Below are 19,319 nucleotides of genomic sequence, written 5' to 3'. Positions count from 1 at the left end.
CACGCTCCTAACGCTTGCCGCATCTGCCTTTATTTATGAGTGGAATAAACAATTGAATCTCCAATCCTTTGCGATTTATAAGCGGACGATATTCTTCCGACAGATTCAGAATGCCCCAGAAATAAAAACCCCCCGGGATTTAAGCAGTTGTAAAAATCGCCCAACACCTTTTCCCGCGATCTGTCGTCGAAATAAATCAGCACGTTTCTGCAAAATATAAAGTCGCAGCCTGTAATATCGCTTACCGCTTCGGAATCCATCAAATTAATTTTCCTGAAATTGATACTCCTTCTCAGGGAATGAAGGATCGAATACTTCTCATTTTTTAAGGTGAAATATTTTTCAAGATAAACGGAAGGAACGTCTCTGACCGACCTGTAATCGTATTGACCGATTTTTGCTCTGTGAAGCACATCCGAATTAATGTCCGAAGCGACGATATGCAAGTCCCATTTATCAGGCTCGTCAAGCATTTCCTGCAAAATAATCGCCAATGTATAAGGTTCTTCTCCGGTTGAGCAAGCGGCGCTCCATATTTTGATTTTGTAGTCGCCTTTTTTCTCCTTTTCCTTGACAACCGCGCGCAATACATCTTCCGCAAAATTTCTGAGCTGAGGGAAATCGCGAAAAAAATACGTTTCGTTGATGGTAAGATCGTTGATGAAACGATCAAATTCCGACGTGCTTTCAGAAAACTTCAGCAGCAGGTAATATTCGTTAAAACTGTCCACTTGCAGCCGCTCAAGCTGTTTTTCTATTCTTTTCTGCACATAGTACTTTTTATTATTTTCATATGAGATTCCCGTTCTTTGATAAACAAGACTGACAAATTTCCCGAATAATTCGTCGGACAGTATCACTCCATCACCTGGTTCTTTCATGTTTTTTCCTGATTTGCTTCGCTCTGCTTCAATACCGCACCTTGAATTGTCGTTCTCCATCTTTCCAATTTTTTTATGGAAGCTTCGATTGCTTCCAAAACGATTGTATCGTTCAGATACGGCTTCAATATATAATCGCTGGCTCCAAGCTCCAGACAGATCAATATCCGATCAATGCTGGAGCTTGTTGTCGTCATAATCGCTTGGGTCATCGGATCGTATTTTTTTACCTTGCTCAAAACTTCGATCCCATCCAGCTCCGGCATATCCATATCCGCCAACAAGACGTGATACTTCCTGGTTTCAAAGGCGGCCATCGCTTTCACAGGATCGCTAAAACAATCGATTTGGTTAAACCCGGCCGATTTCAAAGCTGTCCGAAGCGCTTCTGCTGTCGCTTCATCGTCCATAATCATAATGCTGTAGCCGCTCATTTCGCCGCTCCTCCCCAAATGTTTGAACGCCCTTCGGCTGCATAATCGCCCAGAGCCGCGTTCAATTCCGTATCGAACACGCTGAATCGTTCAATCGGCGCAATGGAATCCAAAATATTTACCAGTCTTTTATTCAACGGGACACCGGCAATAACGGCAATCGTAATCCCTTTCCCGCGCAACTGTCTCTTCAAATCAATCAGGAATGTCAGATCGCTTGTCTCCCATTCGTTTAATGCGCTGACATCAATCAATAATTTGCGGACGAGCGTTTTGTCCATTCGTTCTACGATTTCGCTCAACTGATTCTTGAAATTTCGGTTTCTTGCCTTGAAAATTTTAAATATGAGCCTACCTCTGACAAAACGATAAACCTTTTCAAACATCTCCATAAATTCGTTCCGTATCATGTTTCTCGACTCATTGCCGAGTTTCGTTTTCCCCGTCAGCAACAACAGGCAACGTTCGCAACACCGTTTAATTTCCCACTTCACAGCATGGGGGGACGCATTTTCCGCTTCATTGCCTATTTTTGCAGCCTGTTCCCGGATGATTGTGAGCAATTCCGAGCTGTTGATCGTTTGATCGTCGAACAGAACGTCGTATATTTTTTTGAATTCATTAAAAAACATCTCAAAAAAAGCAAATGTGTTTGGGGTATCGGGAACAGCCAGGTTCTGCAAGCTGTTTGTTGAGATGTCGATAATGACTGTCTTGTCCACATATGTCAATTCAAAATACGGGTACAGCTCAGACGCTTCCATTTCTGTATTCAGTATCATTTCACATGATGTTACGGAGCGATCCGGGGACGAAGCGAAGATATCATGATCCGATACGCTCGAATACAGGAGCGAGCCGATTCCCTTGATATTATGAAAGATCATAAAAAGAAGAGCCTGAGCCATGGGTGCGTCGTCGCTAAAAAAGACGGATATGAAATAACGGTTTTTCGCTTCGTGCTCCACTTCTTTCATGGCGCTGACAATTCCAGAGACGGGTTCGGATTGTTTGCGATCAGGATTCTTTTCCTCAGATATTCCCCGAAGCAATTGATCGATTTCTTCTTCCAGCTTCCTGGCTGCCAGAACGACATCTTTGTCGTTCTCCTCATCCAGCATCGCTTTTTTGGATTCAAACAATTTTTTTACATAGTCCAAACCGTCAAAGCATAATCGGAATACTTGACTGTCAAGCTGGAGTTTCCCTTTTCTGACATAGTCAAGCATATCTTCAAGCTTGTGCGTCAAATTGCCGATTTTATCATAGCCCATCATCATGGAGGAACCTTTAATCGAATGGGCGATTCTGAACAATTCATTAATATCGTCTGCCGAGTAAGCGGTCTCCAGCTTGATCAAGCATCCCTCGGCTTTCTGAAGAAACTCTTCCGTTTCTTCAAAATACGCTATATACATCGGATCCATTGCAATTTCACCTCAGTTGGGACGTCAAGGATAAACGACCGCTTTATATTTTTCGATTGCTCCGGATTCTGTTGACGGCTTTCACAATTTCGCCTGCGATTTTGTACGAAGGCGCAACAATCTCCGCTCCCCCCCGCTTGATCGCTTCTTGCGGCATGCCGAACACGATGGCCGTCGATTCATCCTCGGCGATGGTTATTCCTCCGGCTTCTCTGACTTTCACCATCGTATCTGCGCCGTCATCGCCCATGCCCGTCATAATGACACCAACCATCCGCTCCCCTCCGCACCGCTCCAGCACCGATGCCATCGTCACGTTGACGCTGGGCATAAATTGCGTCTCCGGGCTGGAGGAGAGACGAAGCAGCTTGCCGTCTCTGTGTACGAGCAATTGGTAGCCTCCAGGAGCAAGGTAGCCGCGTCCATTGGCCAGAATGTCGCACGCTTCCGCTTCCTTGAAGGAAATGGCGCACGCTTCCGACATTCTTCGGGCAAACGAAGAAGTAAATGAAGCGGGCATATGCTGCACAACCACAACCGCAGCCTTCAGGTCGGAGGGAAGCCTCGGAAGCACTTCCATCAATGTTCCGGGGCCGCCTGTCGATACGCCGATGACGACAACGGCTGACAGCTCGTTGCTTCCGGGCGCTGGAGATTTTCGCTGAGAAGCAACCGTCTTTTTTTCCGCCGCCGCGCTTCTTGCTTTAATTCTGCCGTTCAGGCTGTTGCGATTGGCGCTCTTGTATGCCAATTTCACCTTGTCGATGATTTCTTTTCCAACGACATGTATATTGGAAGATACCGTTCCGGAAGGTTTGGCGACATAATCAAACGCCCCCAGCGCCAATGCCTCGAAGGTTGTCAAAGCCCCTTCCGTCGATAACGAACTGATAATGATGATCGGAATTTTCGGGTGATCGTTCAAAATATGCTGCATGGAAGTCAAGCCGTCCATAACTGGCATGTTGATATCCATCGTAATCACATCCGGCTGCATCTCGCCGGCCTTGTCGATCGCATCTTGTCCGTCTCTGGCCGCGCCGACGACTTCAATCGTCTTGTCCGTTATCATGATTTCTTTCAATGCTTTTCTCATTAACGCGGAATCGTCCACGATCAATACTTTTATCCTGTCCCTCACTGCAATCACCTGTCACGTAATAAAAAATCGGAACTACCCCGGGCTGATCTTCTGCTCTCCCGGGGTAATTCAACTCAGGCTGGTATTTTCTGGAAACTCAATACTTTCTCCAGATTCAGAATCAAAATCATCCTTTTTCCGTCATCCAGCTTGCCGACGCCTTCCACATAATCGCTTTCGACGCCGTTATGAAGAATATCCGGAGGGAGCTCGATCAGCGATCTTTCAAATCGCAACACTTCGGAAACCGAATCGACGACGATCCCCGTTTTCACGCCGCCGGAATCGACAATGATGATTCGGGTAGCGTCGGTCATTTCTTTTTCGGCTAATCCGAAAAACTTTCTCAAGTCGAGCGCAGGTATGATATTCCCCCGCAAATTGACGATTCCGTCAATGTAGCGCGGAGCGCGGGGAATTTTCGTCACTTCGGTCATCCGGTTGATTTCCTGCACTTCTTTGATTTTGATGCCGAATTCTTCGCCGCCGATCCTGAATGTCACCAGATGCTCCTCATCCATCGACTGTCTTCCGAGGCCTCCCGTCTCTTCGTCTTGCTTGCCGGTTTCTTTGGCGCCGCTAATCATCTCGTACTGATCGGCCGAGATCATTCGGGCAGGTTCCAGCAGCATAATCAGCCGTTGCCCGTTGTTCAGCTTGGCGACGCCCTTCAATTGTTCTCCGGCTTGCATGGAATACTTCGGAAGCGGTTGAATGACGTTGGAAGGGATCCTCAATACCTCCAGCACTTTGTCAACCATCATTCCGGCCATAATTTCGCCCATATCTACGACGAGAATCCTTGTCTGATCCGTAATCTCCTTGTTTTCCATGCCGAAGTAAGTTCGCAAATTGACGATGGGCAACAGATGATTGCGAATGGATACTACTCCCTCTACATAAGCCTCGCAGTTCGGAACCCTCATAATGTCAGGCACGCGAATGATTTCTTTAACCTGCTTGATCCCGATCGCATATTCCTCTTGACCCAGCAGAAACGAGACCAGTTGATCGTCGTTATCGGTCTCGGCTTCGGACCCGGCATCATTTTTGAAGGCATCAGCAAGCTGCTGATCATGGAATTGCAGCTTTTCCTGGCCGCCGCTGACCGCCTTGTTGACGTCAAGCAGCATGATAAGCCTGGTCCCCCCATCCAGCTTGACAACCCCGCGCAAATAATCGGCATGCGTATTTTTAACGATTTGCGGCGGTTCTTCGATATCTTGCGTGCTGACGCGCAGCACTTCGGATACCTTGTCAACGACAACGCCGGTTGCCGCGCCAATCACATCAATGACCAGCACTCTGCTGTTCTCGTCCTTGTCCTTCCTTGTTATGTTCAGCCTGGAACGCCCGTCAAGAATAGGCAACACCTGGCCGCGCAAGTTGCAGGCGCCCTCGATGTAATCAGGAGCGTTCGGAACTTTCGTAATTTCCGGAACTCGGATAATTTCCTTCACGCTCATAATGTCCGCCCCGAATTCATCGTCCCCAAGATGGAAGGTGACCAACTGGCGTTCGTTCATTTGACTGTCAATAGCCGCCATTTCAACCTCACCATCCCGTTACATATTTTGCAATTCATCGGCAAGACCGGATATTTCTTCAATCGCTTCCGCCAGGTCTTGCATGCCTTTGGACTGCTCCGTGGCTGCAACCGTCGCTTCCGCTCCGGCTTTGCTTGCTTCCTGCGCGGCGGCGGCAATTTGTTCGACGCCTTTTCTCGCCTGCTCCAACGCTACCATCGATTCGTCCGTCGTCTTCTGAACTTCAGTCGTGCCTGAAATAATCTTGATCATGTTCTCTTCAATGACATTCAGGTTATGGGTGACCTTCTTTGCTTTCTCCACTTCAGCGAATGAAGTTTTGCTGGAGGCGTCGATATCGGCGGCTACCCGTTGAATCTGGTTTTGGATGCCTCTTACCAGATCCTTGATTTTATCGGTATTCTCGGCGGACTCGTTGGCGAGCGAACGAATATCTCCCGCCACTACTGAAAATCCCCGGCCGAATTCCCCCGCTCTCGCCGCCTCAATCGAGCCGTTCACGGCCAGCATATTGGTCTGAATCGTAACGTTTACGATCGCATCGACGATTTTTTCAATTCGACGAACGATTTCTTCCAGGCTCTTAATATTTTTGGCGGAAACCATGCTCGCGTCCGCCGCAGTGGAGATGCCGAAAATGAGGTCATCCACCGCGATTTTATTGTTTTCAAGCAGCTTTTGCAGCTCTGTCAGCTTCTCGGTGGAAAAAATCGCCCGTTCGTTCATTTGCTTGGATGCGACTGCAAGCCTTTCCGCAACCTGCGCGGACTTGTCCGTAAGTTCGGCTTGCGCCTGAGCGCCGTTTGAGATTTGCTGCATCGCCTTCAGAATCTCGCCGGCTGTGGAATTGCCCTCCTCCACATTGGCGGACAATTCTTCCGCGGCTGCGGCAAGCGCCTCCGCCGACTTTTGGGCGTCGGTGGAGACCTTCAGATCCTCTGCCATCTGCGCCAGATCGGACGCCGCCGCGTTCAATTCGCTGAACGCTTTATTTTGCATCTGCAATGATTTTTCGATTTCCTCGGAGCTGCTGCTTTGCTGCTCCGCCGCTGCCGCAATTTGCTCGGCTAGCGCCAGAAATTCTGCCGATCCCTTGTTGGCATCCGTCGCGTTTTGCGATATTTCGGCGACGCCGCGCTGCACGATGATGACCTCCTGAGCAATTTTCGCAAGATCGGCAGTCGTTTTCTTCGCTTTCTCCACTTCTTCGTTGGCGGCTTTTCCGGCATTCTCAATATCGCCGACAACGACCCTGACATTCGTTTGAATTTCCGTTACCATTTCCCTGATATCTCTCGCAGACTTCTCGGAAATCTCCGCAAGATTTCTAACCTCGTCGGCCACAACGGCAAACCCTCTGCCGTGTTCGCCGGCTCTTGCGGCTTCAATCGCCGCATTCAGGGCGAGCAAATTCGTCTGATCGGCAATTCGCACCACAGCCTGCACAATGTTCCCGATCTCGTCCGATTGCTTCTCAAGCTCCCCGACCAGCTTGACCGACTCAAGGTTGACTTCCGCCGCCGATTGAATCCCTACGATCATCGTTTCAATTTCGCTCGTCGTGTTCTCGACCAAATCCTTCGCCAAATCTACGCGCTCCAGCGATTCTCTGGCATTTTTGTCCGCAACGACGGCCGCCTTCTCAATCTGGTTAATGGCCGCTCTCGACTCTTCCGCCGCCGAAGAAGCTTCATTCGCGCCCTTGGCGATTTGCTCGGTTGTCGCGCCCAGTTCTTCCGCCGCGCCGCTGGCTTCTTCAATGCCGGAGGCGAGCTGCTCGGTCGCCGTGGCAATCCGCTCCGCGAGCTGCTGCTGCTTGGCTAAGGTTCTTGCGCGGACTTTATCCTGAGCCTGCTTCTTGGCAAGCGCTCTCTTCCGTTCCATGTCGTCGGACTGACCGGAAGCTTGACCGCCATTCCTCTCGCTCTGAATAACCGCTGGCCTTGCAAGTTTCTTTTCCATAAAGTTGCTGCGCCTCCCAAGTGTTAAGCATATTGTTGATTATTTATTATTAAGCTCGGTCGATAGTCATTGTTGCAAGGTTATTGGTACGCCTGTGCAACCAGGAAATAAAGACCGGCATTAATAAATGAATGAAATGGATTCGTATGTATCGAAACGGTTTCAGTTATCTGGAACAAAGATGAGAAAGTATACATTGACTCCATCGCCTGTCGGCTCGTTCCCCAGATAGCCGTCGCGAAATAAAAAATAAATCCTCTTGCGTATCTCTTCGATGCCGGCATGAATTTGCATGGCGGCTAACGTTTTATGAGCTTCCGCAAGCGTAAAAAACTCATTTTCTCCGCTTTTTAACATTATTAACACTTCTTCATCAGTCATCTCTGCAATCCGCCGCATGATCAACTACCTCTCGTTCTTTATCTGAAGCCAAACTTCCTGAATGAAGAACACGCGCGAAACGGCCTTCAACCTCATTCCAATAGCGTTTTTCGCGAATGCGTACATTTCCTATGTATGTATTCAAATGAAAATGTCATTGATGAAACCTGTCGAACAATGTTTGTAGTTAGACATAATTCGACCTAAACACGTATCAATCGACAATCATTTGACTAAAAACAACCTTGAAAATGCAGTTTTTATTCCTAATAAGGATATCGCATCATGAATATGTACCCAAATTTTGCCGACAATTGCTCTTGTCAATCTGTGATTCAAGAACTATAATTGGAAGTGAGAGTCGACTTACAAACATAGTTCGACATTGCGTTTGCAGGAAAAGTGAAAGCGACCGTGATTCGCGTATGGATCACGGTCGCTTACGCATTTTTCGATTATCTCCTTGATAAAACCGCAATGAATCGCTCACGAAGTTTCCGGCTTGTTCTATCAAAAAAAGTCCCTTAAGCTGTCTTCAACAAAGTCGGGGGCGGCTTTTTTCAGCTGTTCGACTGTGTGCAAATAACGCTGGGTAGTATTCATATGCGAATGTCCCAATGATTCCTGGACTTGCTGCAAGGAAGCTCCATAAAGCAGCGCAAGAGTAGCGTTCGTGTGCCTTAACCAGTGCGGCGTTACTTTCTTCCCAAGTCCGCATTGCAAGGCGGCTTCTGCTATAATCCGTTCAACTTGCCTGATGGAAATAGGAAAAATCGGTTTGTCCTTTATCTTATGATTAGCGTTCTCCGCCGTTTCCAATGCAGGAACGGACTGTTTTCCAATATACGGCAGCATGGGCTCCCATAATACATTCGGGACTTTCACCTCCCTGCGCTTGCCCCCTTTCCCGTTTACTACTGTCAGCCAGGTGAACTTGCCTGACGGATCGTAATGAAAGTCGGAAGGACGAACGGCAACCAACTCCGATACTCTCAGTCCCAACAATATCAGAGCGAGTCCGATCAGATAGTTCCTGTCCCCCTGATTTTTCAGCTGCTCCAACAGTTCGCCCGCTTCGCTCCGGGTCAAATAATGATTTTGGCTGTTTATCGACACTTTGGGCGATTGAACGCTTGTTGTCGGATTATGAGGAAATATGGCGATGTTCGGATCGCTGCCCCATTTGTACAAGGAGCGCAAGGGCGCAAGCAAGCCGGCGACAGTTCCTTGCGCTTGCGGCTTTCCGGTTATGCTGCAGTAACCTTTGATAAGTCCGATTTTATACGCCTCGACTTCCCGCCAAGTAACCTGGCGCAACGATTTATGAGAAATAAATTTTCGAAACTTCTCAATAGCTTTGCTGTAATTTCTTTGAGTATATGAAGATTTACATCGAACGGCCAGAAACATTTCAATAATCTGATCATCTGTATAATCGCCTTGCAACGGCGAGTCGTTAAAGGGTTGAGTAAACGTCGTTGTTATTTCATGCTGCACTTATAAGCTCCCCCTCCGCTCTTTCAAACTGCTGGCTTGAGACTCAAAAGTTATTGCGAAACATGGCGGCAATTAAACAGCAACATCGTCCATTCCTCCGTTTAAAAATGTCCATTGTAATTTCGACAGAGATTGCAGAAATCCTATCAATACGCCAAATTGTTCTGAATAAACCTTGCTCGCATAATATGGACATGCATGAAATCAGGATAGACATTCTGCGTTGTAAAAGCGCTTTCATCCCTTTGGCTCTATTTTTGAAGCGGCAAATCAACCGCAATTTGCGACTGAAAGTCGCTGTTCAGGCTAAAGCCTACTGAAGCTTTCGACTGATAGTCATACTTTACACTGAAGTGTACTGAAAAGTCCTCTTGCTGAAGCAAACTTAAGTTCGTGACTGAAAACTCTTCAATCTTGAATATTTCGTCGTCTCTGTCCTATCCTTGCTCCTCAATATACTGTTTGATTATTTCTTCCGTTACCGTACCTACTGTCCTGCAGAAATACACTGGCGCCCACAGATGCTGTGCTCAGTATCGTTTCTTTAACTCCTGAAATTCATCTTGCAGCATTTTTGATGATCGACCTTTCAGATATTGCATGATCTTACTTGGCGCAATCGTTGGTGGGCACGATATCAATAGATGTACATGCTCTCTCCCTATGCTCCCACGTACAATTCGTATGTTTCTTGCCTCGCATCCATGTCGGATTAATACCCGTAATCTTTGGATACCGGCATTCGTCTTGCAGAGCTAAGCCATCTCCAGCTTGACGACGTTCTGCTGGCCGAACAGTCCATTCACATTACCCGGAGCAAAGGCAGCAAATCCCGTTACGTCCCGATCTGTTCTACTTGCCTAAATTCCGTCATACGATGGCGCGGATGTTTTTGATGAATGGCGGATGCGTCTACGCTCTCCAGCACATACTCGGTCACGCCACATTGGAGATGACCCGAAATTACGTGCGTTTACTGGAAAACGATCTTCAAACGCAGCATAAGAAATGGAGTCCCATCGAATCGCTACTCGCTTACGCCGAAGAAAATGTATACAGAAAGGACCTTCAATAATGGAAATAAACAATTCTCGACGGAAAAATCAACTCGATTCCACGACCTTGATACTGTTCATGAAATACCGGCCTACGTTTGATGATTTGCTCTACGCCTTTTTGCTCGACTGCAAGCATCGGAATTTGTCCCGCCGAACCATCGAGTATTTTGAATATTGCCTACAGCATATGAATAAAAGCTTTTTGGAGCAAAATCAAACTTTTGATCCCCTCACCGCATCTTTACACGATATACAAACGTATTTTGTCGCGGCAATGATGGACAAGGGGCTGGCTCCGCACACCATCAACGGGCGTTTGAAAAGCTGCAAAGCCTTTTTCTCCTTTCTGCGCAAGCACGATTATGTACAGATTAACGTAGCGGAACAACTGACTTTAGTCAAAGCGCGGAAAGATACCATTCATACGTTTACAAACGAACAAATCCTGCAATTACTGCGCATACCGCATCAAAAAACATTTACCGGCTTGCGCGATTACACGATTATGATCATTCTTTTGGAGACCGGCATTCGGATTGGGGAGCTTCTTGCCATGACGTTGAAGGATGTCCATCTCAAGGAAAGGGAATTGCGAATTGCTTCTGGGAAAGGCACCAAAGCGAGGAATGTACCTTTTCAAAAAACATGCGCCAAAGTGCTTCAATCAAACATAGACGAGCGTGGTGCTGCTAAGACTGAAACTTTATTTATCTCGCTTGAAAATGAGCCGCTGCACATACGCACCATACAGGATCGGATCACCAACTACGGAAAAATGGCTCGAATCGCCGGCGTTCGCGTATCGCCCCATACCTTTCGCCATACCATGGCAAAAATGTACAGCCGAAACGGCGGCGACCCGTTTTCGCTCCAACAAATACTGGACCACTCATCGCTCGAAATGGTGTATACTTACGTCAGGCTCTTTAGCAACGAAGTTAGGGAGCAGCGCCAGCGTTACAGTCCGGTGGAGCACATGAAGCTCGAACAAACTTAGTAAAAGCAACAGACTGGAGCTTCTCAAGAAATGAGCGCTCTCAGTCTTTCTCTTTTTGGAAACCAAGAATTTGAAACAATCGCAATTTTATCTGCTCGACATCATGACCCGGCAGCTCCCCCATTGCTCGCTTGACCAATTCAGAATTAATCGTAAATACCCGGTTTACTTTAACGACTGAAGGCTTCAGCAACCCGCTTTGCTGCCATGACGTCAAACTATAATCAGTGGAGAGCGTAGCTACTGTCGAAGTAATCATCATGCAGATAACCTGACGGGTTTCCTGCTGACTCTCCTCTGAAGACATAACAAGCGCCGGGCGCTGCTTCAATCCGGTTAAATCCGAGAATGGAAATGGAATCAGAACCACTGTGCCTTGTTTAAATGCCATTGTACACGTCGTCCTCTTCATTGTCCCAATCCTTAAGCGCATCTTCGCTTAGCTTTAGAAAGCCCAACTGATCGACATCCTCCTGAAGACGACGATGCAGATCAAAATAGACGCGCAATTGCTCAGCCTTGGATAATTCTGAGACGTGTTGCAGCACTTCTTCCACTTGGCTCATTTCTTCTCACCTCAATTGTAGTTTAGCAAATATACAGGCTCGAAGTCCATAAACGAATACGTCAATGCATGCAACACTTGAATTACCCTTAGATACAGATCTCCTGCTGTTTCACACTCAACAAACCTGTTCGATTTCGTAATCTTCGGAATCGTCCGCTTCACCCGTCAAGCAAGTGAAGCATGCATTCCATCCTGCAATTGCTGTTCCAATCGCCCAAATTGGTTGCCCGCATTGGCTGCAGCACGCTCCCTCATGTTTGGCTGCAACCGCCGCTTTCAAGTTTATAATGATACCTTGTCTATGTTCCTTAGGATTGTTTTTCATATAGGATGCAACGAATTTATCGATAGATATAGGAATCACTGTGACTGGCATCTCCTTTGCCTCAAGAATCGAATGGGTAATCGTAGAAATTCCACATGTATTTTATAAGTCACTTCTTTGACATTGTATTGAAAAAATGGGATGCTTGCATGGAAGCTGTAAGCTCGCTTTTGAACGCGGAATGCCGAGGATATTTGCCCCTGTATGTTTCAATAAAGCTCTTTCCCTCCTGTTCCCGTTCCCTGCTAGCCAACACTTCAGCCACCGCCACGATAAGCCCCGCTGCTTTATGGTAGCTGCCGCGATGCTGATTGCCGACAATACCGTCCACCCTGCGCCCGGCCTCATCCATGCACCACTGCAGATAAAATTGTTCCTGCTCCCAGGTGAACGGGATCGATTCCCTTGCGTGGTCAGCCGCTTGCTTATACTTTTCAATATATGTCTTGTCTGCCTCATGGCTTGTATTTCCAATCGCTGCTTCCCACTGCTTCATAAGGATGTTCGAAAGGAAACCTTTCTTCGCCAAAACGACCATCGTGAACGTGATGACTACAGGCTTGGGATGATCAACGGAGCTCCACCCCAGGGAGCCTTTATTTCGGCACATTTCAAAAACCTGCTTATATCGTCCGCCCAGAAGCAGAACGCTGCATACAATCCCTTCGGAAACGGAAGACGTTTGCCGCTCTCTGTCGTAATAGCCTGCGGACGCTCTGCCTTTGCCCCTAAGCTTCATAATCCTTTGCTCCGCCTGATCCCGCATCTCTTCCCATCGTCCGCATTCTATGGCGGCAATATACAGATCCAATATATGCCGGATAGACGGCTCGGAATAAAAGCGTTCTTTATAGCCCTCAAGCTTCAGCGCATGGTCATCCCGCTTCTCCCCTATCCTTGCAAGTACTCCCGCCACTTCGGACCTTGTATTATAATCCCGTGGAATAGCAGCCAAACCTTCTCTGGCAGCTTGGAGCACTGCTTCGGTATCCGCTTCCTTCTCTAAAGCCTCAATCCAATCCATATATGCCCTTGGATACTGATCCGCATGTTGCCTTGCAAAGGCGGAGATGGCGGGAATGCCTCCTTTGAGCCATACCGCTTCCCGGAGCCAGCTGCTAACGCGCACTCCCCCTTGCCGGGTCAAGAAGTCGATCCACTCGGCGAGGAAACCATCGAGGTCGGGAAGAACGGAACCGGAAGCATTTATGATGCTTTGTAATTTCAACTCGCCGGCCAAGTATCCATAATCATTCATCGCTTCATAAACACAAGCCGGACGCTCCAAAGGCGCAGTATTCATGTATACGCATCGGAGGAAGAGCGCTACCTGCTCCATTAAATCCGCTTTCAACATCGTGCTGTAATCGGGGTTGCCCGGAAGATGCCCAGGCTCTTGCCCCATTTCTAATATGCCGAAAAGCTTGGTGCACGCATCTTCAGCAAGCCTGTATTCCCCTTGCAGCAATAAGCTTCTGGCCTGCAGAAACAATTCGTCCATTTCATCGGCCCAGCCTTCGTCCCCCCAATCCCGTTCTTCACCAATCTCCTCATCCCAGCCCCAGCCGTCGCAATAATCGCCATTCTCCACTCTTTTCGCAAATACTTCGATTTCATCCAACAATGTCTTTGCTGAAGATACGGCTTCCTTCCTCTCCTCGGGCAACACGAATCCATCCAGGAATTCCTGTCTCTTTGAAGACGGCGTTTTATCAGCCCAGCTAATGATCAGATTCAGGAGTTTTTCATGGTCAAGTGTCGCCAAGCGCCCCTTGACCTCTTCCATGAACTCCTTGTAGCTTATTGCCGGCATTTCTTTTCTCCTCCCCGAATCGACTGCTTGCATGCATTTCGCTCATAATGACGCTTCGTTCGCGAATGTTTTCAAATAATCGTTCAGATCAAAGCTCTTCATCGTTTTTGCACAGCAGAACTTGTATTTCGCTCCGCTGCCGCACGGACAAGGATCGTATACATTCGCAGGCGCAAATCTTTCTTTGATTGCCTTCTTCAAATCGCTTAAATCCTCCGTGAGCTCCATGCCCATAATGTAGTGCCAGTTAAAATGATCGCATACCCGCGCGACTTGCGCCGCACGCTCTTCCGTCCTCACTTTGACAATGACGGGTTGCCGCTCGGACCCCCATCCTTTATCCGGATAACCGCTTTTATCTTTCAACACCGCTGTCTCCTTTCCTTCATTCAACTGTTGCATAGATTGATGCTTGCGCAGCTTACGTTCATGTTCAGGGATGTCATCCGCTAATTTCCCCATATACATCTCCGCCACCGGCAGGAACGACTCCCGATCCCCTGATCGCAAGTCAAATTCATATAGATGCAATTCATGCGATTTGGCGGCAGCCGTTTCATCCAACTGCTTCATAACAGCAAGTTCCTCCTCCGTGGGCAAAAAAGGAACTTTTTCTTTCGTTTCATGATGAATATCCAGCAGTTTGCATAGGCTGTCCGCCAAAAAAACGCGCAACTTCAAAGCATTCAGCCTGGTGTATACGCGAGCATGCACCAGAGCCTGCCGAAAATGCTTCGCAGCAAGCTCCAGTTCTCCGATCTGAAACAGCAAATCGGCCAGAGAATAATGGGATTCCACCTGCGAAGCATCAATATCAACCGCATGCTCGAAAACAGCGGCAGCCACCTCCGGCCTCCCGCCCTTGTAATACAAATTCCCCAGCTTATTCCATAGATGGCTGTCTTCACGATCCATCTTGAGCCGTTCCAGAAACCGTTCTTCTCCCTCACTCATCCATTGCGGGCTCGTTCCGTCATATAACTGCATTTTTCCAAGCATAAAGCCTGCATCCCGATCCTCCTCCGCCCTCATTGCGCCCCCCATAAGCCCCAGTGTAAAAAGTAGTGAGGTGAACTCCCACGCCCCCGCTCCATTGCACTTGACGCAACGAATATAACCGGTAAATTGCGCGTTGTCTATCAAGTTCCGCCGCATATCGAAATCCGTATCCGGATTGGAGAGATAATCGCTGTTTTCAACCGTTTTTTCCCAGCCTGTCCCGTTAAAAACGGTCATGCCTATATCGTATACCGCAGCGTGACCGCAACGCATGCACCGCAGCCGCTGCTTATTCGGCTTATAGGCGGGCGCAACTTTTTTGATTCGCCTGGCAACTATACACGCTGCGCTTCCCGGCAGCATGGCTGCAGTTGGCGCCTCATCTCTCAGCAGTTCTGCCCCGGTCATCAAGGCAATCAGTTCTGAATTAACTCCTTTTTCCTTTCGGCTCATGCTCTCCCTCTTCTCGTTTAATTCATTACATTTTCAGTCCCGCAGCTCATAACCCAGTGCTCGATATCCGCCAGAACGCTTGTTATACATGCGTTTTAATAATGGAACTTGCTCATCCACATAATCGTAAATTCGAACTTCCTTTTTTCCTTCATACTGCCGATGAAGCCGTCCCGCATATTGATGGAGCGTTCCTTTCCACGAAAATGGCATGGCCAGAAACAAAGTGACTAATCGAGCATCGTCAAATCCTTCTCCAGCAAAGCGTCCTGTAGCCAGTAGCACTCTTTCCTCATCCGCCGGGATTCTTTCCATTTGCTCCTGTACGAGCCGCAATTGCTTTTTGCCCATCCCGCCCTTCAGGACAATGATATTTTTAGCAAACCCTCGCAGCCTGGCTTCGAAATAAGCCAAATGAGCGGTGCGATCCGTTAGCAAAATCGGTGACCTGCCTTCTTCCAGTGCCAGAAGCACATCATCAAATATTTGTTCGTTCCTCTTCTCATCTTGGATAAGCCGATCATAAATTTCATGGATGCTCGACTGGTGACCGTCTTCTTCCATTTGAAATCCAGTCATTCTTGGAATCACTATGTGCTGGAACGGCCGCTCCGCCGCCTCTTTTTTCGCATCTGCCCGAAAACGAACCGGGCCGCACTGCATCAACACGATCGGATGATGTCCGTCCTTACGGGTTAATGTAGCAGTCAATCCCAAAACATATTTCGCTTTTGCATCCTTGAGTACCTGTTCGAAGCTGAAAGCCGACACATGATGACATTCGTCAACCACAATATGGCCATACTCTGCGATATAATCTTTAACCTTCCCTTTGCCAAGCACCGTCTGAATCATCGCTACGTCCACGATTCCCGTACGCTTCTGTTTGCCGCCCCCGATTTGACCGACCTGCTTGTCGGAAAGGTCAAGAAACTGGGCAATGCGCACTTTCCACTGCTCCAGGAGCTGTGTACGATGAACAAGAATGAGCGTATTCGTTTGACGGTAGGCAATCATCCACAGACCGACAACCGTTTTTCCAAAGGCTGTCGTTGCAGATAATACGCCAGTATCTGCCTTGGCCAATTCCTGAACGGCTTGCTGCTGCCGTTCCCGAAGATCGCCTCGAAATTGTATAGCAATGGACACCCCTGCCTGTCGTTCATCCTGCAGTTCCAAGACTGCGCCTGCGTTCGTGCACAAACGTGTTACTTCCTCCAGACATCCTCTCGGCAAGGCCAGATGTTTCGGATGATCTTCGGTGCAATTGATAATTCTCGGAATTCCCCAGGTTGACAGCCTCATCTTCTGATCTCGGTAAAACTCCGGATTTTGAAAGGCCGCCGTGCGTATAAACAAATTTAACTGCGCGGAGGATAGTTGTTCCTTCTCGATAAAAAGCATTTGGCTATGTACAGCATGAATAACCGCCGGCAGCTTGACCTGCATATCCATCTTGCCAGAGCTTGCGGCAGCTAACCAGGGGGTATCGTTTTCTATCTCGTCATCTTCCATCAGCGGATTGGCAATTCGGATGATCGCTCCAGTTTGCTGAGCTACGCCAATCATCGCTTCTACTTCCTGTTTGCTCATTTTCGGCAAAGAAGATAGATATACCCACTGATCCGGATATGGCGAAAAGTCGCTGTCGATAAACAAGCTGTTCCCCTGTTTTCCGGCTGCGCGCTGAAGAGGCAGCGCTATCAAATTGCCCAATTTCTTATCGCGCGGCAACGTATCCTGATTGGGGAACATGCGATCATAGGAATCCAGCCCAAGCTGATTTCTTTTTTCAAGTGTCGCAGTGAGCAGAACGCTCCCCATCTGCCGTGCTGTTCTCGCAGGAACGGGCTCCTCGAAAAAGATCCAGACATGGCCGCCATTTCCTGAGCGTGAACGCTCCAATGCCGCAGGAATGGCAAATGACCGGCAAGTTTCAAGAAATGCGGCGGTATCTTCCTTCCAGGTGGCTTTGTCAAAATCAATGGCCAAAAACCAACACGATTCGTCCGTCAGCATCGGATACAGACCTACAGTAACAGGATTATGCTCATCCTCCATGTGCCGTCTTATCGTCTCATCAGTAAGCGTGACGTCATCTCCCCAAATATATTTGCCGTTCTCTTTGCCAAGTAACTCACGCTTTCGGTAATACACAGTTTTTCCTTGCTTGTCCATTCCGCGAACGGCATAGACATCATCCCGGCCTCTGAAGAGCGAACGATAGAAGCGAACCTTCTCCTCAATCGTTGAATGCTTGGTGACAGTCGCCGTCTTTTGAGATGATCGTGGAGCTAATGGTGTTTGCTCGGATAAGATCAGGTCATTTCCTGAAACGCTGAGTGGAGCAATTTCTGCTTCAGATGGTTGCAATACCCGTTTCTTCAACAGACTATTTTCCTGAAGAAGCAAGATATTTTGACGCTTTAACTGATCTCGCTCTTCTGTAACCTGCTGAAGCCGTCGCTTCAATTGCTCCAATTCGTTTGACCATTCAAAGACAAGCTGATCTGGATCGTCATTGCCGTTTATCATCAATGCCACCTCAGTTCCAAACTTCCTCTTTCACGTTTTAACCTGCACAACATTAGTATCTATAAAGGCTATACCCATCATATCATTCCACTAATACGACTTTCGATTATCTATAGAATACTTCACAAACGGTTAAAGATGTAGACATCCACAAAATGCGTATTCAACCACCTTGATATTCTGCTTGAATGCAAAAAGACCTTTAGATCGAAGGTGATCTAAAGGTCTCATTTTCTTAAGTGGTGCGCATAGAGGGACTTGAACCCCCACGCCAAAGGCGCCAGATCCTAAGTCTGGTGCGTCTGCCAATTCCGCCATATGCGCGCATTATTATGCAACAATTCCAATTTCAGGATTTGTTGCTTTTTCAATTTTTCGACTTGACTCGTTTTGAAAATCGAGCTAATGTCGACACAAGAACCGCGTCAAACTTTTTGCCTCACTAATCCAAGGTTTAGCGAGCGCGTAAAACGTGGTTCAAAAAAACAAAGTTTAGTGCGGTGGTAAAAGTTTAGCGCGGACTGCTTATCGGAAGAAGTCAAACGTTTCAAGGATTTATCGCCTCTCGATTCATAAAACCCGAGGCGCACTAAATCCTAAGTCTAGTGCGTCTGCCAATTCCGCCACACGCGCAAAAGAAATGGTGAGCCATGAAGGACTCGAACCTTCGACACCCTGATTAAAAGTCAGGTGCTCTACCGACTGAGCTAATGGCTCTTACTGGCTGGGGCACTAGGATTCGAACCTAGGAATGACGGAGTCAAAGTCCGTTGCCTTACCGCTTGGCTATGCCCCAACAACGGAGTAAAATCATGGTGGACGCTGACGGGATCGAACCGCCGACCCTCTGCTTGTAAGGCAGATGCTCTCCCGGCTGAGCTAAGCGTCCTCTTTAACTTTTCCCTCGAAAACAAAAGGTTATGCATTCATCAGGATAAAGAAAATTATGACCCGTAGGGGATTCGAACCCCTGTTACCTCCGTGAAAGGGAGGTGTCTTAACCCCTTGACCAACGGGCCATAAAAGCTGGAGCTCCCAACCGGATTTGAACCGGTGACCTCTTCCTTACCATGGAAGCACTCTACCTACTGAGCTATGGGAGCATATGGCTCCCCGAACAGGACTCGAACCTGTGACAACTCGGTTAACAGCCGAGTGCTCTACCGACTGAGCTATCAGGGAATGCATATGAGTGAGTTATACCCTCAAAACTAGAAGCGAAGCAAACGTTGGTGCGCATGGATGTTGCTGCAGCAATGCTGCAAAGTTGTGGATAAGCCCTCGACCGATTAGTATTCGTC

At 47.9% G+C, this 19,319-nt stretch carries 17 protein-coding genes, 7 tRNA genes and 2 pseudogenes; 3 read left to right on the top strand and 23 right to left on the bottom strand.

What is annotated here, in order from left to right; genetic code table 11:
* Positions 1 to 29 precede the first annotated feature (29 nt).
* The 10 genes and pseudogenes from VF724_RS14435 to tnpA all read right to left on the bottom strand — a co-directional run bounded on the left by VF724_RS14435 (position 30) and on the right by tnpA (position 10,004).
* Complete coding sequence (locus tag VF724_RS14435) at positions 30 to 881, bottom strand: CheR family methyltransferase (protein ID WP_371754955.1); 852 nt, start codon at positions 879 to 881, stop codon at positions 30 to 32.
* The gene (locus VF724_RS14430) at positions 878 to 1,315 is read right to left on the bottom strand and encodes a response regulator (RefSeq protein WP_371754954.1); all 438 of its coding nucleotides are present in this window, start codon (positions 1,313 to 1,315) and stop codon (positions 878 to 880) included. The genes VF724_RS14435 and VF724_RS14430 overlap by 4 nt, the downstream gene beginning before the upstream one ends.
* Complete coding sequence (locus VF724_RS14425; protein ID WP_371754953.1) at positions 1,312 to 2,742, bottom strand: Hpt domain-containing protein; 1,431 nt, start codon at positions 2,740 to 2,742, stop codon at positions 1,312 to 1,314. The genes VF724_RS14430 and VF724_RS14425 overlap by 4 nt, the downstream gene beginning before the upstream one ends.
* A 43-nt stretch (positions 2,743 to 2,785) precedes the next feature.
* Positions 2,786 to 3,883 (bottom strand): chemotaxis-specific protein-glutamate methyltransferase CheB, encoded by a 1,098-nt coding sequence (gene cheB / locus VF724_RS14420; RefSeq protein ID WP_371754952.1) that lies wholly within the window; start codon positions 3,881 to 3,883, stop codon positions 2,786 to 2,788.
* 74 nt (positions 3,884 to 3,957) lie between these two features.
* Positions 3,958 to 5,430, bottom strand: a complete 1,473-nt coding sequence (locus VF724_RS14415) for a chemotaxis protein CheW (RefSeq protein ID WP_371754951.1) — start codon at positions 5,428 to 5,430, stop codon at positions 3,958 to 3,960.
* An 18-nt stretch (positions 5,431 to 5,448) separates the two neighbouring features.
* On the bottom strand, positions 5,449 to 6,573 hold the full coding sequence (locus VF724_RS21555; RefSeq protein WP_442788066.1) for a methyl-accepting chemotaxis protein: 1,125 nt from the start codon (positions 6,571 to 6,573) through the stop codon (positions 5,449 to 5,451).
* Positions 6,574 to 6,972, bottom strand: a pseudogene (locus VF724_RS21550) (methyl-accepting chemotaxis protein); the annotation flags it as partial.
* A gap of 582 nt (positions 6,973 to 7,554) precedes the next feature.
* The gene (locus VF724_RS14405) at positions 7,555 to 7,791 is read right to left on the bottom strand and encodes a hypothetical protein (protein WP_371754949.1); all 237 of its coding nucleotides are present in this window, start codon (positions 7,789 to 7,791) and stop codon (positions 7,555 to 7,557) included.
* Positions 7,792 to 8,283: 492 nt separating this feature from the next.
* Positions 8,284 to 9,183, bottom strand: coding sequence for a tyrosine-type recombinase/integrase (locus VF724_RS14400; RefSeq protein ID WP_371755001.1), 900 nt, complete (start codon positions 9,181 to 9,183; stop codon positions 8,284 to 8,286).
* A gap of 524 nt (positions 9,184 to 9,707) precedes the next feature.
* Positions 9,708 to 10,004: pseudogene (tnpA, locus tag VF724_RS14395) on the bottom strand (IS200/IS605 family transposase).
* On the opposite strand from tnpA, the gene VF724_RS14390 reads away from it, so the two are divergent.
* From VF724_RS14390 to VF724_RS14380, 3 genes are read left to right on the top strand one after another with little or no spacing between them, the layout of a single operon-like run.
* Positions 9,999 to 10,166, top strand: coding sequence for a tyrosine-type recombinase/integrase (locus VF724_RS14390; protein WP_371754948.1), 168 nt, complete (start codon positions 9,999 to 10,001; stop codon positions 10,164 to 10,166). The pseudogene tnpA and the gene VF724_RS14390 sit on opposite strands and share 6 nt — an antisense overlap.
* On the top strand, positions 10,166 to 10,345 hold the full coding sequence (locus tag VF724_RS14385; RefSeq protein WP_371754947.1) for a hypothetical protein: 180 nt from the start codon (positions 10,166 to 10,168) through the stop codon (positions 10,343 to 10,345). Before VF724_RS14390 ends, VF724_RS14385 begins: the two co-directional genes overlap by 1 nt.
* Complete coding sequence (locus tag VF724_RS14380) at positions 10,345 to 11,325, top strand: tyrosine-type recombinase/integrase (protein ID WP_371754946.1); 981 nt, start codon at positions 10,345 to 10,347, stop codon at positions 11,323 to 11,325. Before VF724_RS14385 ends, VF724_RS14380 begins: the two co-directional genes overlap by 1 nt.
* 40 nt (positions 11,326 to 11,365) lie before the next feature.
* Here the strand turns inward: VF724_RS14380 and VF724_RS14375 are convergent, their stop codons facing one another.
* The 13 genes from VF724_RS14375 to VF724_RS14315 form a co-directional block, all read right to left on the bottom strand.
* Positions 11,366 to 11,716, bottom strand: coding sequence for a type II toxin-antitoxin system PemK/MazF family toxin (locus VF724_RS14375; protein ID WP_371754945.1), 351 nt, complete (start codon positions 11,714 to 11,716; stop codon positions 11,366 to 11,368).
* Positions 11,706 to 11,891, bottom strand: coding sequence for a hypothetical protein (locus VF724_RS14370; protein ID WP_371754944.1), 186 nt, complete (start codon positions 11,889 to 11,891; stop codon positions 11,706 to 11,708). Before VF724_RS14370 ends, VF724_RS14375 begins: the two co-directional genes overlap by 11 nt.
* A 117-nt stretch (positions 11,892 to 12,008) precedes the next feature.
* Positions 12,009 to 12,269, bottom strand: coding sequence for a hypothetical protein (locus tag VF724_RS14365; RefSeq protein WP_371754943.1), 261 nt, complete (start codon positions 12,267 to 12,269; stop codon positions 12,009 to 12,011).
* A gap of 58 nt (positions 12,270 to 12,327) precedes the next feature.
* Complete coding sequence (locus VF724_RS14360; RefSeq protein ID WP_371754942.1) at positions 12,328 to 14,031, bottom strand: hypothetical protein; 1,704 nt, start codon at positions 14,029 to 14,031, stop codon at positions 12,328 to 12,330.
* A 42-nt stretch (positions 14,032 to 14,073) separates the two neighbouring features.
* Positions 14,074 to 15,483: a tetratricopeptide repeat protein gene (locus tag VF724_RS14355; RefSeq protein ID WP_371754941.1), complete on the bottom strand. Its 1,410-nt coding sequence runs from the start codon at positions 15,481 to 15,483 to the stop codon at positions 14,074 to 14,076.
* A gap of 33 nt (positions 15,484 to 15,516) precedes the next feature.
* Positions 15,517 to 18,018: a TOTE conflict system archaeo-eukaryotic primase domain-containing protein gene (locus VF724_RS14350; RefSeq protein WP_371754940.1), complete on the bottom strand. Its 2,502-nt coding sequence runs from the start codon at positions 18,016 to 18,018 to the stop codon at positions 15,517 to 15,519.
* Positions 18,019 to 18,258: 240 nt separating this feature from the next.
* Positions 18,259 to 18,342: transfer RNA gene (locus VF724_RS14345), tRNA-Leu, on the bottom strand.
* Positions 18,343 to 18,659: 317 nt separating this feature from the next.
* A tRNA-Lys gene (locus VF724_RS14340) sits at positions 18,660 to 18,735 on the bottom strand.
* A gap of 4 nt (positions 18,736 to 18,739) precedes the next feature.
* Positions 18,740 to 18,814: transfer RNA gene (locus VF724_RS14335), tRNA-Gln, on the bottom strand.
* A gap of 17 nt (positions 18,815 to 18,831) precedes the next feature.
* A tRNA-Val gene (locus tag VF724_RS14330) sits at positions 18,832 to 18,907 on the bottom strand.
* A 58-nt stretch (positions 18,908 to 18,965) separates the two neighbouring features.
* Positions 18,966 to 19,037, bottom strand: a tRNA-Glu gene (locus tag VF724_RS14325).
* Positions 19,038 to 19,045: 8 nt separating this feature from the next.
* A tRNA-Thr gene (locus tag VF724_RS14320) sits at positions 19,046 to 19,121 on the bottom strand.
* Between the two features lie 3 nt (positions 19,122 to 19,124).
* A tRNA-Asn gene (locus VF724_RS14315) sits at positions 19,125 to 19,200 on the bottom strand.
* Positions 19,201 to 19,319 lie beyond the last annotated feature (119 nt).

This window comes from Ferviditalea candida, from assembly GCF_035282765.1.
GTDB classification, from domain to species: domain Bacteria; phylum Bacillota; class Bacilli; order Paenibacillales; family KCTC-25726; genus Ferviditalea; species Ferviditalea candida.
This window is presented reverse-complemented; position numbering and strand designations above follow the sequence as displayed.

Bases quoted from the DNA above. Each gene is read 5' to 3' on its own strand.
- VF724_RS14380 (WP_371754946.1), top strand. From the start codon at position 10,345: ATGGAAATAAACAATTCTCGACGGAAAAATCAACTCGATTCCACGACC.
- VF724_RS14425 (WP_371754953.1), bottom strand. From the start codon at position 2,742: ATGGATCCGATGTATATAGCGTATTTTGAAGAAACGGAAGAGTTTCTT.
- VF724_RS14370 (WP_371754944.1), bottom strand. From the start codon at position 11,891: ATGAGCCAAGTGGAAGAAGTGCTGCAACACGTCTCAGAATTATCCAAG.
- VF724_RS14405 (WP_371754949.1), bottom strand. From the start codon at position 7,791: ATGCGGCGGATTGCAGAGATGACTGATGAAGAAGTGTTAATAATGTTA.
- VF724_RS14435 (WP_371754955.1), bottom strand. From the start codon at position 881: ATGAAAGAACCAGGTGATGGAGTGATACTGTCCGACGAATTATTCGGG.
- VF724_RS14415 (WP_371754951.1), bottom strand. From the start codon at position 5,430: ATGGCGGCTATTGACAGTCAAATGAACGAACGCCAGTTGGTCACCTTC.
- VF724_RS14350 (WP_371754940.1), bottom strand. From the start codon at position 18,018: ATGATAAACGGCAATGACGATCCAGATCAGCTTGTCTTTGAATGGTCA.
- VF724_RS14355 (WP_371754941.1), bottom strand. From the start codon at position 15,483: ATGAGCCGAAAGGAAAAAGGAGTTAATTCAGAACTGATTGCCTTGATG.
- VF724_RS14430 (WP_371754954.1), bottom strand. From the start codon at position 1,315: ATGAGCGGCTACAGCATTATGATTATGGACGATGAAGCGACAGCAGAA.
- VF724_RS14400 (WP_371755001.1), bottom strand. From the start codon at position 9,183: ATGTTTCTGGCCGTTCGATGTAAATCTTCATATACTCAAAGAAATTAC.
- VF724_RS14365 (WP_371754943.1), bottom strand. From the start codon at position 12,269: ATGCCAGTCACAGTGATTCCTATATCTATCGATAAATTCGTTGCATCC.
- VF724_RS14375 (WP_371754945.1), bottom strand. From the start codon at position 11,716: ATGGCATTTAAACAAGGCACAGTGGTTCTGATTCCATTTCCATTCTCG.
- VF724_RS14385 (WP_371754947.1), top strand. From the start codon at position 10,166: ATGAATGGCGGATGCGTCTACGCTCTCCAGCACATACTCGGTCACGCC.
- VF724_RS14360 (WP_371754942.1), bottom strand. From the start codon at position 14,031: ATGCCGGCAATAAGCTACAAGGAGTTCATGGAAGAGGTCAAGGGGCGC.